Origin of the sequence: Segatella salivae DSM 15606 (assembly GCF_000185845.1) — a bacterium.
GTDB lineage: Bacteria > Bacteroidota > Bacteroidia > Bacteroidales > Bacteroidaceae > Prevotella > Prevotella salivae.
In genome coordinates, this window is record NZ_GL629647.1 from 1,280,748 (window position 1) to 1,296,872 (window position 16,125).

Genomic DNA, 16,125 nt, shown 5'->3' on the forward strand with positions numbered 1-16,125 from the left:
ACGTCTTCATCGTGGACTTTCGAAAGAGAAGCGAGAACTGCTTATTGGAAACATATTAGGGGCTTACAACCCCGATAAACACTAGGGAGTTCAACTATTATAGGAGTACATTTGACCATTAAATGAAAAAGAGAGCATTTTTGCCCCCTTTCAGGAGTACATTTGACCATTAAGCCGATATTTTTATGATATTTCACAACATATTTCGGTGCTAAGCACGTAAGGTTTTGATAGTCAATGATTTTCAAACTGACAAAAAACAGCGCATTTTTGCCGTCAGTTTGAACTTCATTTCAAATAAGCTCGTTTTCAGAAAGCATTTGTAATGATAATTCGTTACATTCAAAGCATAAAAAGAAGTGTGATTCATCTTGAGCATTTAGGATGCAAAAAGTTAGACTTTTCCTTATTAAAATCATTTGCAAACACCTTATTTATGCATCTTTCCCCAGAAAAAACATCTTCTGAAAGCAAAGGGGTTGCGCCACAAATACTATGCCTTAAGAAGTTGGATTCTTAAGGATGATAAGCCACTTTGCTTTCATTGATAATGGCAAAGCTGTGTTGTCACGATAAAAATCATATCAGTTGCCCGGCATGTCTCACGGCTTTTGTGTGCCGAAAACATTGACATAGCAATGAAAGGCATGTCATGCGAAAGTGTCTTTTTAGGATAACGGAGCGTGCTGGGCAGCTGAATTGTGTGTGATGTTGCGCGAATTTATCACGCAACATCATTCGTTATTCAATGGTCCACGTGTCGTTTGTTTCGAGCAACTCCGTGAAATTATGATATTTCTTTCGGCCTTTTACCTCGCCAATCTGGCTGTAAATGCACGACTCATAGGTAGGCGCTTCGACATCACGGATAACACCCAAGGCTACGGGAAAGCCGTGTTCATTGTCCATCATGGCAAGTTTCAGCTGCAAAGTATTGTCTTCACAATGGGCATCATGAATGAGAATATCTTCTTCTTTGACACCATTTTCACCGATTTTCACTACTTTCAATCCAAAGCCTTCTTGCATAAGACCAAACTCTTTGTCTTTACCGAAGCGCATAGGTTTGCCATGTTCCAAATAGATGGCATGCTCACTACGACCTTCACGCGTATAGATGGGGGCGTAAGCGCCGTTGTTAAAGATCATACAATTCTGCAAAACTTCGCACACCGAGGCCCCTTTATGGCGCTGAGTTGCCTTGAGCATTTCGACAGTGTGTGTGCCATCGTTGGCTACTGTGCGTGCAAAGAAGCGACCACGAGCACCAAAAGACAGTTCAGCTGGACGGAAAGGGTCTTCTACAGTGCCGTAGGGGCTCGACTTAGAAACAAAGCCTCGCGGTGAGGTTGGAGAGTACTGACCCTTTGTTAAGCCATAGATTCGGTTGTTAAGTAAGATGATATTGATGTCAATATTACGTCTTAGTGCGTGTATAAAGTGGTTACCGCCGATGGCAAGTCCGTCACCATCGCCCGAGATTTGCCACACTGTGAGTTGCGGATTGGCTACTTTCACGCCCGTAGCTATGGCAGCTGCCCGCCCATGTATTGTCTGCATAGCGTATGTATTGACATAGTAAGAGAGACGACCACTACAACCTATGCCCGAAATAACAGCGGTTTCATGGGGTGGTATGCCCAATTCGACCATTGCTTTATGCATTGAAGCCAAGAAGAAATGGTCTCCACAACCAGGACACCAACGTGGCTTTCCTTTCTTAAAATCATTTATTTTGTATTCCATGGAATTCATTTATTCGTCTATAATCTGTTGAAAAGCTTTGGAAAGTGTGTCGACCATGAAAGGTTGTCCTTTCACTTCATTGTATTGTCTTGGGCAGAAGTTGTCGATTTTCATGCGTAAGTAGCCTGCAAACTGACCTGCATTTTGTTCTGCAACAACCACTTTTGGATAGGCTTTAAGTACAGTTGAGGTGTTCTTGGGTAGCGGATTGATGTATCGGAAGTGAGCAAGTGCGACCTTCTTTCCTTTCTTTCGCAGTTCCTCCATAGCCGTATAGAGATGTCCAAACGTACCCCCGAAGCCCACAATCAATAGGTCTGCATCGTCTTTATCACCCAAAACCTTGAGATCAGGCACAGGAATGCGCGCCACTTTCTCGGCTCTTAACTTCGTCATGAGGTGGTGGTTTTCGGCTTTATTCGATATAACTCCGGTGTCACTATCCTTTTCCAATCCGCCAATAACATGCTCATAGCCTTCCATTCCAGGTGTAGCCCAATAGCGAACAAGCGTTTCAGGGTCGCGCAAATAAGGGGTATAGGCTTCTGAAGTGTCTGGTTTGACAAGGTGGGGATGTATCTCTGGCAAGTCGTTTACATTCGGAAGACGCCATGCTCCCGAACCATTTGCGATGTAAGCATCACTTAACACGACGACAGGTGTCATGTGTTCGACAGCCATCTGACAGGCATTATAAGCTGATTGAAAGCAATCGGTGGGCGAAATTGGGGCAATCACGGGCATAGGACTATCCCCGTTACGACCAAACAACACTTGAAGCAGGTCGCTTTGTTCGGTCTTTGTCGGCAAGCCTGTAGACGGTCCACCGCGTGTAACATCAATAACAACGAGCGGAAGTTCGTCCATTACCGCCAAGTTCATAGCCTCTGATTTGAGACAAATGCCTGGACCTGAGGTGGAAGTAACGCTTAGTGAGCCTGCAAAAGAAGCTCCGATAGCCGTCGAGCAGGCTGCTAACTCATCCTCACATTGCATAGTTACAATACCAAGTGACTTGTGTTTGGATAGTTCAATGAGGATATCTGTGGCGGGAGTAATGGGATAACTGCCAAGAAAGAGTTGCATTTTAGCTTTCTCTGCGGCTGCAATCAGCCCATAAGCCATGGCTTTATTGCCCGTGATATCCATGTATCGGCCGGGCTTTTTGTGGATAGATTCAATGCGATATGTGGCAGGAACCGACGCATGTGTATTGTGTCCGTAGTCGTATCCAGCATGAAGTACACGGATGTTACACTCTGCAATCTGTGGCTTATCTTTGAATTTATGCGCAATATACTCTACAACTTTCGTGCGACTTCGATTGAATAACCAGCAAACGATGCCCAAAGCAAACATATTTCTGCATTTCAACACCGTCTTGGGATCAACATTTTCGCCCTTCAAACAAGCCTTTACCATCGACGTTATGGGGCAAGCTACGACGTGATCTGGGTTGATACCGAGTTCCTTTAGATAGTTATTCGTTTGGAATTCGGCTTTACGAAGGTCGTCTTCTCTAAACGAATCGATGTTCAAAATGATAGTAGCTGAGGGCGAAGCATACTGGATTTGCGTCTTCAAAGCAGCCGCATTCATAGCCACTAATACGTCACATTGGTCGCCAGGAGTAAGTACTTCATCGTCTCCAATCCTTACTTGATACCCACTAACTCCAGTCAAAGAGCCTTGTGGAGCGCGTATATCTGCGGGATAATCTTGAAGAGTTGAGATACTGTTTCCAGCCGTTGCTGACACTAAGGAGAATATGTTTCCGGCAAGTTGCATGCCATCTCCCGAGTCACCTGAAAAGCGGATGACTACTTGTTTGAGTTCTTTTATTTCGAGTCCTTTCATGGGTTAATAGATAATGTCGCATCAAATATATGGTAATTAAATTAAAAAAGCAAGAAAAAACACAAGAAAATGGAAAATATTTTCTTTGCGTTCATCTTGCTTTTTATAGGAGTATTGCATCTTATAGGATGCTAAGTGTAGGATTATATGCCTTTAATCGTCAAGTTATATGATTTCCATTGCCATGCTAATGTCGTTGATTGGTCGATCGTTTCGATTGGTTTTAGCTTGTTGGATGCGTTCAACAACGTCTAAACCCTCAACAACTTCTCCGAAAACGGTATATTGATTGTCGAGAAAAGGAGTACCCCCTATTGTGGAATATGTTTTGATTTGTTGGGCAGAAAACGTCAAAGGGTGTTGTTTACAATAACTTTTTGCTTCATTAATGAGTTGTTCATGCAGTTCAAGTAGACGCTCATGATCTCGGTTTCTGCGTAGTTCCATGGTCTCATCTCTATGAGATTTGAGCAACGATTGAAACACTTTCTGCTCTTGTTGCATGTTCAATTGGCGCTCTATTTGTTTGAGTTCATTAGATGAATAGCATTTACCCCAGACGATATAAAACTGACTTCCGCTGCTCTCTTGTGTTGGATTGACGTCATCTCCGAGTCGAGCTGCACATAAAGCACCACGTTTATGGAAGCATTTTTGCATGTAGAACTCTGCTGGAATGGTATAATCGGGACCACCACTACCTAAGTTTTTATCCATGGATGCACCCTTACTATCGGGGTCTCCGCCTTGAATCATAAAGTCTTTGATAACGCGATGGAAGAGCGTTCCATTGTAAAAACCTTCTTTTACGAGCTTAATGAAGTTATCACGATGCTTGGGTGTCTCATCAAAAAGACGCACAATGATATCTCCTTCGCTTGTTTTGATTTTAATATTCATAATGATGTATTGCTTGTTATGTTGCACATTTTGTTATGACTTGAAGTCTCTGGTCTCCACCTTATTTATATATGGTGTGCTGGCGACTGATATTTCATGTTATGAACCGACAGAAATAGCCTCATGTTTGAATGCAAAGTTATACCTTTTTCTCGTTTATCGGTGAGATGTATTGCTATTTTTTGCATGATAAAATGAGGCATCTCTCATTGTTTTAACAATCATTAATGTGTTCAAAGTAACAATTGTTACCAAGCCATTACAATCAGTTGATATACCTTTGCGCCAGAATTTAGGATATAAATAAATACAAACATTATGACAGAAAACAAGATGTTTTGTTTCCAATGCCAGGAAACAGCAAAAGGAACTGGGTGTACTATTCAAGGTGTTTGCGGCAAAACGGCCGATACAAGCATGTGGCAGGATCTGCTGTTAAGCGTAGTTCGCGGTATAGGAACAGTCGATCATTGCCTCAAAAAGGCTGGAAAAGAGAGTTTACCTGCTGTAGAAGGTTTTATCACGGATGCGCTTTTCACGACCATTACGAATGCAAACTTCGACGATGATGCAATCCTTCGTAAGGTAACGGATGGCATTGTATTGAAGAAACAGCTAATAGATAAGGCCAAAGAAGACGGAGTTTCTCTCCCTAACTGGCCTGAAGTAACGTGGGGAGGCGATGAAAATGATTATGAATCTGAAGGAAAACGTGAAGGCATTCTACGCATAGAGAACGCTGATGTGCGTTCTTTGAAAGAACTTACGATATTGGGTTTAAAGGGAATGGCAGCCTATTATGAGCATGCTTCACATCTTGGCGAGCATAGTTCTGCTATCATCGACTTCATGAGTGAAGCGCTTTATACGGTTACTGACCCTGATTCGAGCATGGAAACACTGCTCAATTGTGTGCTTGCAACAGGCAAATTCGGAGTTGATGTCATGGCATTGCTTGACAAAGCCAATACAAAAGTCTACGGAAACCCAGAGCTTACAAAGGTCAATATCGGTGTAGGCAAGAACCCAGGTATCTTGATTAGCGGCCACGATCTTAAGGATATAGAAGACCTTTTGAAGCAAACCGAGGGCACAGGTATTGATGTTTATACCCACGGTGAAATGCTTCCAGCTCACTACTACCCACAGTTGAAGAAGTATAAGCACTTGGTTGGTAACTATGGTAATGCCTGGTGGAAGCAAAAAGAGGAGTTCGATACCTTCAATGGACCAATTGTTTTCACTACGAACTGCATTGTTCCTCCCTCTCCAAAGGCTTCTTACAAGGATCGAGTATTTACTACTAACGCTGCAGGATACCCTGGATGGAAACATGTAGAGGCTGGACCTGACGGACACAAAGACTTTTCTGAGGTTATCGCTATGGCCAAAACGTGCCAAGCTCCAACTGAGATTGAACACGGAGAGATTATTGGTGGCTTTGCACATGCACAGGTTTTTGCACTTGCCGACAAAGTAGTTGAGGCAGTAAAGAGTGGAGCTATCCGCAAGTTTGTAGTCATGAGTGGCTGCGATGGGCGTATGAAGAGCCGCAATTATTATGAAGAATTCGCCATGAAGTTACCGAAAGACGTCGTTATTTTGACAAGCGGTTGCGCGAAATTCAAGTATAACAAGCTCTCTCTTGGCGACATAAATGGCATCCCTCGCGTATTAGATGCAGGACAATGTAACGACTCTTACTCATGGGCTGTAGTCGCTTTGAAGCTTAAAGAGATATTCGGAGCGAACGATATCAACGACCTTCCTATCGTGTTTAACATCGCATGGTATGAGCAGAAGGCTGTAATCGTGTTGCTTGCACTCTTGTCTTTGGGCGTAAAGAATATCCACATAGGCCCAACTCTGCCTGCTTTCGTTTCAGAAGGAGTATTAAAAGTACTTATTGAGAACTTCGGTTTAGGTGGTATAACGACCGTAGATGAAGACATGAAGCGCATGATTGGCTAAGTTTTGTCACACATTATATAAGAAAAACCGCATCGAGTTAGCTGCCCGATGCGGTTTCTTTTTGTAGTAAAACAGAATCATTTATGTTTTTTTCTCTTTCACTTTCCGTTCTTTTATGCCTCTTTATGCACCATGAAACAAGTACTCTTTCTGCGTGTCTAACGTCATTTGAGTGAACAAATCATTGAGTAATTGGTCGGCAACATCAAGTGCACGATGCAACAAATGGTCAGAAAATTGCTGCAACATTGTATTTGCTCGTTGTGGATTATCTTTGTAAATAACGAGATATTGTGTTTCAAAGTCATGCTGCAATCGGTCATTTTCAATTTCCAACTGTGCGTAACGGTCTTTGATTATCGGTGCATACGCATTGTAATTCACCATGCCCAACGTCATCACCTTACGGAATTTCCAGTATGCCGACTCATGATCTGCAGTGTTACGACCACGAGTATAGGCTTCAGGTACATGCTTAACACCTTGATAAAGCGGTAAGAATACGCCGAGATCTGCCATACCAAGAGCGACATAAGTGATATGACCTATCGCCTGAGGGAGGTTAGGTCGCACTTGGATTATATGCGTTTGAGTCGTTCGGAAGATAGAAACTGGGCGATAAGGTTCCTTGCCATTGTTGTGCAAATAAGGGTCATGTGCAGTACCATCATAATGGAATCTAAACGCATTTCGCAACGTTTGAAGACTTATTTCCTTGTCTGCTTTAGCGAAGACGGGGAAGGTATTGCGGGCTACATCGTTTTTAATTGAGGGCGAAAGCAGCTTTTGTATGCCCCAAACACGTGGGTAGTTATAAGTAAAATCATCACGATCGGCATCCTTACAATCATGAGAATAGGCCTCATGGAAATCGAATTTACCTTGCTTTGGGTTGTAAAGTCCGTTCTTTTCTGCAAAAGAAATCAACCCTTCTGAAGCCAAATAGTTCTCTTTATCATTAGGATCATAGTCGCGAAGTCGGCTTTGATTGCCCGTAACAAAATACTTATCACGTGGCATTTTGCATGCTAACCAGTGATGACCACACGCGTTTTCAAGGTACCAAGTCTCTTTATCATCGATGAAACCGATACCGAAACCTTCGGCCGAACCATACTCTTCAATGAGTTTTCCCAGTCGTTCTACACCCTCACGTGCCGTGCGAACATAAGGCAATACGATGTTATACGTGCAGTTTTCTGCCAGTCCATTCTTCACATAGGGGTCGAATTCAAGCGCTTTATTGCTGCTAAATATGGTCTCAGTTGAACTCATTCCCACGCCAACGCTATTGAAACCAGCACTTCCCCACTCACCAGGGAACTGATAATCTGGCAGTGCTGTGTAGCCCAAAGCCGTCTTAGGAAGCGGACATCTAAATTCACTATCCTTGGCAACAAACTCAGATGGGCCATCGGTTGTATCTTCATGAAACTCATAATTGATAGCCATCATGGCATCAAAATCACTTGATCGGCAAAGAAAATGCGAGCTGTCATTGCTCATTTGGTCACCAACGATGATGGTTGTACACTCAGAAGGCAGTGTAGAAGCTCTCTTCATATTATTTTTTTCATCTTTTCTATGTTATGTTTTTATTTATTTTGTCAGACACATTAACTGTTCCGGCAGTTGAAATTGCTCGCAATTGAGGTGTTGCAACAGCTGTTTCCCTTCATCAGTGATATTGAATCGCATGCAACGCTTATCTTCTTTGCAGGTTTTCCGACGGATAAGATGCAGACTTTCCATTGAGGCAATGACCTTAGATGCATTAGAAGGTGTGAGATTTAGCTCGTCGGCAAGTTCTCCCGAGCTAATATTCTCGTGCTCAGCTACGATACATAGCAGCACAGCTTCATTCATATTCAAATGCAACTGCTTTTGAAGCGTAGCCTCAAAAGCAGTGATATTTCGGTAAATGTCTCTGATCTTACAAATACATTCCCTATTCATTGTCGTGTGATTATTGTTTAAGCAATGTTTTCTTGATAGCATCTTCCAACTGCTGTCGATTCATTGCACCTACTTGCATGCTTGGTTTTCCCTCCTGAGGAATAAAGAGTAAGGTTGGAATACTACGTATTCCGAAGAACGAAGCAAGTTCTTCTTGTGCATCAACATCAACCTTATAGAAGTCTACTTTGCCTGCATATACCTCGGCAAGTGCCTCTACTATGGGCGCCGTTGCCTTGCAAGGACCACACCAAGTAGCGTAGAAATCAATCACAGCGGGACGCTTTCCTTCGAATAACCACTCGTTAGGATGCTTATCAAAATCCATCACTTCTTTCTTGAATGCGGCTGTAGTTAATTCTGTTACTTTCATTTTTTTCTCCTTTACTTGTTTGTTATTGTTTTGCTTTGTCTCTGTAGTGGCCTTACTGTTCGTTTGAGAAGAACAAGCACTTAGCCCCACCAAAGCTGTTAAAGCCATTAAAAATATCGTTTTCTTCATACGCTTTTGTTATCGTTGAATATATCATTTATGTCCTATTCTCAATGAATGTGATACAAAGGTAGTGTTTATTTTCCAAACAAACAAATTTCCATTGGAAAATAAATACTATTTAACGATTACTTGTTTTCACGTTCCTTACAGTTTAAAATCATGGTTATCGTGCCATATTTCCTTCGTCATTTTAACCTCGCTATACAGCCGTTATCCTATGGAATAGCAAGAAAGAGCCAGCGAATGAAATGAAATAATAATCCTTTACGGCATCGTTTATTAAATGGCAAACATCGCCCCATTATCCCAAAATAGTTCTATTAAAAGCTGTTTCTGCTTTACACATAAAACATTGGCTATCAAAAGGTTATACAAAAGATTTGCTTTTGTTCGCTATTCTGTGTGGAAACAGCTTGCAAAATGCGTCACTTTACCACATGAAATGATACTAATCATCGCATAAAATGAAGCAGATTGTAGCATAAAAAGCGCCATATTAGCGAGGTGAACCCATCAAATGATATTGTTAGTTGCATCAATCTCTATCATACAATCAAGCGTATCACGCCATAAACAAATCACTTTATGGGATTACAACGACTGAGATTGAAAAATAAAAAGATAAAAAAAGAGATAGAAAAACATGGGAAAAACACGCTGCAAATATAAGAACAGCACTTTACTTTCTATTTAGTGCTTTCGCAACGTGTGGTGAACAGACGATAATTTCAAGCGAAACCACGCCTGCACCTAACACGTTTTTCGATCCCTTCTAAAACATATTGTGATGCCGCAAGCAACAAATCGGCTTGCTTAGTATGACATTGTCATATCTTCTGGCACACAAATATAATAGTCAGCGATACCCTTATAGTCGTCTTCCAAATGCGAAATATCTTCTTGTCTGACAGCCCTCACAACAGCATAAGTTACCTTTGGCTTATATTGTAATAAGTAAGGGATAATTCCATCGCGGCTATCGGTGTGAAAGTTTCCATTGAAATGAATAAACTTTCCTGGCAGATTCTGTGCAATTCGCCAAGCCATTGTAGCATCTTTAATTGCTTGTGCCTCAGCAATCTGTCGTGGATTGGCATTCTTATTCTTACCCATTATACCCATAAGTGCAAATCCCTGTTCCACGTTTTCATTTGTTTTGAACTGAATCGGCAATGGAGCCATGTAAGACTTTGCCTCTGTTGAAAGTGAATCCAAATAGGCAAGGCCATGCTCTTTCACGGCAGTGGCATAGCGACGTGGCACATTTGTGGCTATCACGGGCATGTGATGTTCGCGTGCAAAGCTAATCAGTGGGGCATAATCTGTACTGTAATTGGGCCAAAGTCGAGCCTCATCTTCGAAGCGTTCGCCTGAAATCTGACCTGAAAGATATTCATTTAGGATGAGTTGATTGTCACTTTCAAACATCTCTAAACCCATTTTTAAATGCTTTTCGTTAGCCTTGTACAAACTTTCCAATAGCTTTAACTCCAACCAATGCGTGATAACACAGTTATGAATCTCACCAACAAAGACCACATCTACCTTAGAAAGCGCGTTCACCAGCTGGTCATAAGTGATTGCTTTGCCTTTATTGTCATACAAACGATAGGCTTCAGGCTGCTTCTCAGCCCACATATAAGTTGCCATGCACAGCATAACTGCACAGCAAACTAAACGTAAATTCTTTAATATTCTCATTATTTTTGTGATTTATATACAACGATTCGGTGATTCCAATCAAACATTTCATTCACCATTTGCTGTATCATTTCTGGCGTAATGCCATGTAAACATTCCGTATAGTCATTGAAATCTTGCAATGACTCACCATTTTTCACCAACGAAATCAAAGCTGTTTTCCATTCAGCGGGTGACTTATCATTCAGCACTTTGTCTTTCGTGACTAAGAAAGAACGCTTTAGTTTGTTGAGTTCTCCAGTGCTTACAGGTCGCTCTTTGAGGTCTTTGATAATCTCTTGCAACAGCATTTCAGCCCTCTTTCGATTCTCATCTTTCAGAGAAAGATTAATAACGAAGTGATATTTCTGCTGTGGAATGCCGTTATATGATAGGTCTACATAGGGCGAATAAACAATGTTTTCACTCTCGCGGAGCACTTTCAATACGCGGTCTTGCAACACATCGCGAATCAGTTTCATGCCCAATGTGGCGCGAAGTGACGGCACATAGTTACCCGAAAAGATATAGTTGACAACCGTTTGATGGTCATTTCCGCCCTCAAAACCTTTGGAATAAGGCTGCTTAATTGGTGTAAATGGTGCATTATTCAAAGGCAATGGCGTTGCTGGTGCTTGGAGTTGAGCAAACGTTGCAACAGCTTTTGGCACCACATGCCCTACATTGAAGTTACCCGTTAGAATGACAGTGAGTCCTGTTGGATTACCAAACAACTGCTTATAATAATGGGTTAAGCTGTCTATATTCAGTGCTTTCAGCGTGGCTTTTGTAAGCAATCGCTCACTATTGGCTGTTCCATTCCCCACTAACGAGTCAATAGTGTTCGTCATTAATCGGTCAGAATCGTGTGCCAAGAGCTTGTCTAAGAGCGTCTCTTTGCCTAAATTCTCCTGCTCAGAAGCTATTGTTTCGGCGAAATCTTCATGGTTAACACCAGGGAAACACATCTTTTCGTAAACAAGATTCAATAGTGCCGTCGCATGCTTTTCAGGCGAAGAAGCCAACAACTGATGCCAATATGCATCCTCACCCACGGTCATCGACAACTGCTGTTGTGTCATAATAGTCAGCAAAGTGTCGCTCGGCACCTTGGAAAGTCCACCCATATCAACATAACTTACAGCGTCATGGAGTTTCAATTGCTGTTGAGTAGTGAGGTCTGCCGTGCCCCCTCGTCCTACAACAGCAAGGTAAAGAGTGGAGTCTTCCTCTAAGGTTGGACGCACAATCAACTTAACTCCATTTGTCAGCTGTATTTCTTCAACACCAAGTTCCGGCCATTTCTTGCTGTATTTAATGCTCTCATTTGTCATCTTTGGTGTTTGCTTCAAACACAAAGGCAGACTAATGGTGTCTTCTTTTACCTCTTTTTCCAGCTGAAAAGCATAAGGTTCTATGGAACGTTTCCAACCTTTTTTCCATGCACTATCAGCCTGTTTGGCGTCAAGAAGACCAGTTTTTGTATCATCAGCAGCGTAAGTATAGGCATACAACCGACTGCGTTTCATGGCTGAAAGAATGCTTTCCAGGCACTCTTGCAGCTGTGCACTCGTTGTCATTTTCACCTGATTGCGCACCCACTCCACATCTTTTGGATGCCAAAGTGGACGATCTCCTGCCATGATATAATCGACAAAATCATCACATAAATCAGAAGAAAGCTGCTGTGTTGTATCGGGTTGTAGATGTGCAAGACGCATATCAATCAGCTGTTGCAGTTCATCTTTCCCCACGCCACGCTGTAATAGTCGGCGACATTCATAGGAAGTAGCTGCCAACTGCTGTGCCAACTGACTTGAAGATGCACCGCGTAACGAGAAAACAAAATGGTCTTTGTCTGCCAAATACCAATCGTTTGACACATTACACCTTACACTATCGGCTGCAAGACGCTCTGAAAGACATTGCACCAACATACGCATCTGTTGCTTTTTAACCACTTCTGGCAACACCCTTTCAACGATTGTAGCATGTGGAATGATGAGTTCCAGCTTGCTTTCACGCTGCATGCTGTCGGCCAACTGCATCCAAGCAGCTCCCTTAGTATAGGTCATCGGCAGCGGTTTGAAAGGCTTTTGATCTACCTTTGCAGGGATTGTACCTAACGTTTTACGTAGTTTTTCAACCACTTCTGCCACCTTCACCTGTCCCACGACAAGCACTGTAGCGTGAGAAGGCGTGTACCAGCGCTGATAGAAAGCCTTTAAGCGGTTACTATCAATACTGTTAATGTCTTGTTCTGTGCCTAAAGGTATGCGGTCAGCATAGCGATTTTGGCCCATTTTCAGCTTGTAGAAGTCGTCATTTTGCTGGTAACTTCTAAGCTCTTCTACTATGACTCCGCGTTCCTTTTTCACGCGTTCATCATCAAAAGTGAGGTCACACAGCCAATCACGAAGGGCCAAGAAGGTGGTGTCCAACACTGCTTTGTCCTGCGAATGATAAGGCAAAGAGAGCCAATAGATAGTGCGATCAAAGCCCGTAAAGGCGTTAATGTCTCGTCCAAACTTCATACCTTGGCGCTCAAAATAGTCAATCAATGCCCGCTTTGGAAAGTGTTTACTTCCAATAAAGGCACTATGCTCAAGGAAATGTGCCCCACCTCGCTGGTCGTTTTCCTCTTGCAGAGAGCCCGCATTCATAACCATTCTCACCTCAATATTATGTCTTGGCAATTCGTTGGGCAAGATAATATAACGCAGTCCGTTATCCAAGTGCCCCTCAACAGTGCCATTGGGCAGAGTGATATAGGGATTAACGCGCAAACAAGGTATAGCAAAAGCTCTCCCAACAAATAGGAGTCCGAGTACAATTATCCAGAAAAGAGTATGTCTAATCAGTTTTTTCTGCATGCTATTCCTTTAGTTTAGCGATGTAAAGTATAGACAACATGCACCTGTTCATAGCCATTTCCATCAGCAAAGTCCCATGGGAACGTGAACGAAAGCGTACCCTTCGCGAAATCAAGTTTTGCAGAAGACGCAACCCAATCACTTGGATCGTTTCCAAATACATCACGACTGATATCGCTAACTCCTAAGAATCGGCTTGGATTTAAGGAGCCTCCCATAGACAAGAAGTCATCATCAATGGTATAACCCACTATCTTTCCCTCTTCTTCTATATTCACAATAGTTCCCTTTTCCTTTTCTTTCAGCAGCCGATTCCAAGCCGAATAGTCATAAGTGAATGGAATTCCGGTGACCATATCACCATAAATATTCTCTATTTGACCTGTAAACGTAACGTTATCATTAGTCGGATTGATACCGATACCATTCAAAGAAGCCGAGAAACTCTCCTTAGCTTCGTCATAGTTGATAGCCTTCACAGCAGCTTTTCCATAAGGAGTCTGCATAAAGAACTCGTTATCGTTTACTGTTTTGCGTTTCAACACATCATAAAGGAATGTTGTTAGTCCCATCGGATTCGTCACCATCTTGAGTGTTGGGTGGTCAACAGTGGCATCATCTCCAAGCGTTATGATGCTATAGGCTTTGTAAACGCGTTGCGATTGGCCTTGGAAGAACGTCTCTTTGTCGCTACTATTAAATGTAATTGTAGTCTCTACAGGCACCTTTCCTATCAAACGAGTAAGATCTATGCCATATTTTGTCTTTACATCTGCAATCAATTGCAACTGCGTATCCGTCAGAACAGGAATGTCTGCATCAGGGTTTACCTTGATTTGAACGCCATTTCCAAAGCCCTTTATTAGCGGATTGGAAGACGATGCAACCTGAAGCCCGATGGTTTTACCAACAGAAAGAGAATGTTTTCCATTGGATTTAACACGGAAAACCACTTCTTTTTGCCCAGGTTCAAATACTATTTCATCACTGTCTACTTTCAAAACATGGTCGTCATTGCCTGTAAAAGCAAGCTTAACCGACTCCTTTTTTGAGGGTTCAAAAGCGATCATAGCGTGTACAAACACTGTAGTTGTGTCGTCTTCTGACAAGATTGCATTACCCGGAATGGTAAGTTCGATGCCATTAGTCATGGCTTCTTGCGGTGCATCTTGAGCCTGACAACCAACTAAGAAGAAGGTGACAGCTATGAGAAAACTATTTAATAATTGTTTCATTCGTTTGTCGTTGAGTTTAATTAGATGGCCAACCAGCATTTTGTTCAACGCTGTTAAACCGATATTCTGACACTGGAATAGGGAAATTCCATCGATAATCAGTGGATGATATCGAGCTACTTGCACCCGTTCCCCATTGAGAATAACGTGGAAGCGATGCCAGATGAGTGCGCTTTAAGTCAAAGAAGTTAACCCCTTCACCTACAAATTCGCGTTGCTTATCTGTGAGAATAAGTTCTAAGAGCGCTTGATTCGTGATGCCAGCAGGTGCTTCTGAAACACCAATGCAATGCCAATAATGATTGATAAGCACTCGAGCAGCTTCGGTTTCTCCCTTTCGGCAGTAGGCTTCGGCTACGATATAATAAGCTCCTGCGTATCGCATTGTATTGATATATGCAGTTGTTTGATTAAGCTTATTGCATCGATTATACTTTCCAAGCAAGGTTCTGACCGTTCCATTCATTACAAAGGGATAGGTAAAAGAAGTGTAACGGAGATCTGATGTACCGACATTTAACTTCGGATTTACACAGAAATAATCACCTTCTTGCATACTAAACTGAATATTAGAATAGTAAGTTGAGTTGGTGTTAAATGCGAAAATACGACCTGCATAACTATCCTTTGCCCAAAGATTACTGATTCCTTCGCTTGTAAAATAGGCATCATTAGCCTTTGCTATCACGGCATTTCCTGATGTAATTGCTGTCTCATAGTCTCCTGAATAAAGGGCAACATCTGCCTGAAGATACAGAACTGCCGTCTTTGAAAGCCAGCCATTGTTTCTTGATGTGCCATCCATTTGCACGGCATCACTAAGCAAACCACGAATGGTTGAAACGCAATCACGAATTGAAGAGCGTTGTTTATCCTCTATACCAAGGTGAGTTTTCAAGATAACTCCAGGCGCATCAGGATTCAAATCATAAGCCGGTGCAAACACTTTCAACAACTGAAAATAACACAAAGCCTTTAATGTTTTAGCCTCAGCAGTTATCGTTTGTTTCTCGTTTTGCTCCTCAGTACTACTTGTTTTCACATTATCCATGCGCTCAAGCAAGGCATCACATTGAGCAATTACATTATAATAACCCTGCCAAAGGCTTGGAGCAAGCTTGCTAATCTCGCGATCACTCCAGTTATATAAGTTCAAAGACGAGACATCTTTAATGGAAAGAGAAGTCGGAACGAAGTCGTTTCCAAGCAAAGAGAACTCATATTCCGGGTGAGGATAAGCCATATAAGCCGATGACAACAATGATCTTGCATTCGAAACTTTATTGATTGCGTCGGGATCGGAGAACTGATCAAGCGGTGGAATGTTAAGATTGCATGAGGCAAGGGCTACAGAAAGTAACCCCATTACAATGCTTTTAACTGAAAATATATATCGTTTCATACACTAATA

11 protein-coding genes are annotated in these 16,125 nt (G+C 42.2%); 1 reads left to right on the forward strand and 10 read right to left on the reverse strand.

Features of this window, described 5'->3' with window-relative positions; all coding sequences use genetic code 11:
• Positions 1-741 precede the first annotated feature (741 nt).
• From HMPREF9420_RS05315 to HMPREF9420_RS05325, 3 genes are all read right to left on the reverse strand, one after another.
• On the reverse strand, positions 742-1,746 hold the full coding sequence (locus HMPREF9420_RS05315; protein WP_044079112.1) for a 2-oxoacid:ferredoxin oxidoreductase subunit beta: 1,005 nt from the start codon (positions 1,744-1,746) through the stop codon (positions 742-744).
• A gap of 9 nt (positions 1,747-1,755) precedes the next feature.
• Positions 1,756-3,603 (reverse strand): 2-oxoacid:acceptor oxidoreductase subunit alpha, encoded by a 1,848-nt coding sequence (locus HMPREF9420_RS05320; RefSeq protein ID WP_007134459.1) that lies wholly within the window; start codon positions 3,601-3,603, stop codon positions 1,756-1,758.
• Positions 3,604-3,768: 165 nt separating this feature from the next.
• Entirely contained in the window at positions 3,769-4,509 is a 741-nt protein-coding gene (locus HMPREF9420_RS05325; RefSeq protein ID WP_147625707.1) for a peptidylprolyl isomerase, read from the reverse strand.
• Between the two features lie 312 nt (positions 4,510-4,821).
• Between HMPREF9420_RS05325 and hcp the strand changes: the two genes are divergently transcribed.
• Positions 4,822-6,474: a hydroxylamine reductase gene (hcp, locus tag HMPREF9420_RS05330; RefSeq protein WP_007134462.1), complete on the forward strand. Its 1,653-nt coding sequence runs from the start codon at positions 4,822-4,824 to the stop codon at positions 6,472-6,474.
• 123 nt (positions 6,475-6,597) lie between these two features.
• On the opposite strand, the gene HMPREF9420_RS05335 is transcribed toward hcp, so the two are convergent.
• From HMPREF9420_RS05335 to HMPREF9420_RS05365, 7 genes are all read right to left on the reverse strand, one after another.
• On the reverse strand, positions 6,598-8,037 hold the full coding sequence (locus tag HMPREF9420_RS05335; protein ID WP_007134463.1) for a C69 family dipeptidase: 1,440 nt from the start codon (positions 8,035-8,037) through the stop codon (positions 6,598-6,600).
• A gap of 36 nt (positions 8,038-8,073) precedes the next feature.
• Positions 8,074-8,430 (reverse strand): MarR family transcriptional regulator, encoded by a 357-nt coding sequence (locus tag HMPREF9420_RS05340; RefSeq protein ID WP_007134464.1) that lies wholly within the window; start codon positions 8,428-8,430, stop codon positions 8,074-8,076.
• Positions 8,431-8,440: 10 nt separating this feature from the next.
• Positions 8,441-8,932, reverse strand: a complete 492-nt coding sequence (trxA, locus tag HMPREF9420_RS05345; RefSeq protein WP_007134465.1) for a thioredoxin — start codon at positions 8,930-8,932, stop codon at positions 8,441-8,443.
• A gap of 807 nt (positions 8,933-9,739) precedes the next feature.
• Positions 9,740-10,627, reverse strand: coding sequence for a ChaN family lipoprotein (locus HMPREF9420_RS05350; RefSeq protein WP_007134466.1), 888 nt, complete (start codon positions 10,625-10,627; stop codon positions 9,740-9,742).
• Entirely contained in the window at positions 10,627-13,479 is a 2,853-nt protein-coding gene (locus HMPREF9420_RS05355; RefSeq protein WP_007134467.1) for a M16 family metallopeptidase, read from the reverse strand. Before HMPREF9420_RS05355 ends, HMPREF9420_RS05350 begins: the two co-directional genes overlap by 1 nt.
• Before the next feature lie 14 nt (positions 13,480-13,493).
• Positions 13,494-14,714, reverse strand: coding sequence for a DUF4929 family protein (locus tag HMPREF9420_RS05360; RefSeq protein ID WP_248628078.1), 1,221 nt, complete (start codon positions 14,712-14,714; stop codon positions 13,494-13,496).
• A gap of 16 nt (positions 14,715-14,730) precedes the next feature.
• Positions 14,731-16,116: a RagB/SusD family nutrient uptake outer membrane protein gene (locus HMPREF9420_RS05365; protein WP_007134469.1), complete on the reverse strand. Its 1,386-nt coding sequence runs from the start codon at positions 16,114-16,116 to the stop codon at positions 14,731-14,733.
• Positions 16,117-16,125 lie beyond the last annotated feature (9 nt).

Excerpts from the sequence above, each read along its gene's own strand:
- HMPREF9420_RS05315 (WP_044079112.1), bottom strand. The coding sequence starts at position 1,746 with ATGGAATACAAAATAAATGATTTTAAGAAAGGAAAGCCACGTTGGTGT.
- HMPREF9420_RS05320 (WP_007134459.1), bottom strand. The coding sequence starts at position 3,603 with ATGAAAGGACTCGAAATAAAAGAACTCAAACAAGTAGTCATCCGCTTT.
- hcp (WP_007134462.1), top strand. The coding sequence starts at position 4,822 with ATGACAGAAAACAAGATGTTTTGTTTCCAATGCCAGGAAACAGCAAAA.
- HMPREF9420_RS05335 (WP_007134463.1), bottom strand. The coding sequence starts at position 8,037 with ATGAAGAGAGCTTCTACACTGCCTTCTGAGTGTACAACCATCATCGTT.
- HMPREF9420_RS05340 (WP_007134464.1), bottom strand. The coding sequence starts at position 8,430 with ATGAATAGGGAATGTATTTGTAAGATCAGAGACATTTACCGAAATATC.
- trxA (WP_007134465.1), bottom strand. The coding sequence starts at position 8,932 with ATGAAGAAAACGATATTTTTAATGGCTTTAACAGCTTTGGTGGGGCTA.
- HMPREF9420_RS05350 (WP_007134466.1), bottom strand. The coding sequence starts at position 10,627 with ATGAGAATATTAAAGAATTTACGTTTAGTTTGCTGTGCAGTTATGCTG.
- HMPREF9420_RS05355 (WP_007134467.1), bottom strand. The coding sequence starts at position 13,479 with ATGCAGAAAAAACTGATTAGACATACTCTTTTCTGGATAATTGTACTC.
- HMPREF9420_RS05360 (WP_248628078.1), bottom strand. The coding sequence starts at position 14,714 with ATGAAACAATTATTAAATAGTTTTCTCATAGCTGTCACCTTCTTCTTA.
- HMPREF9420_RS05365 (WP_007134469.1), bottom strand. The coding sequence starts at position 16,116 with ATGAAACGATATATATTTTCAGTTAAAAGCATTGTAATGGGGTTACTT.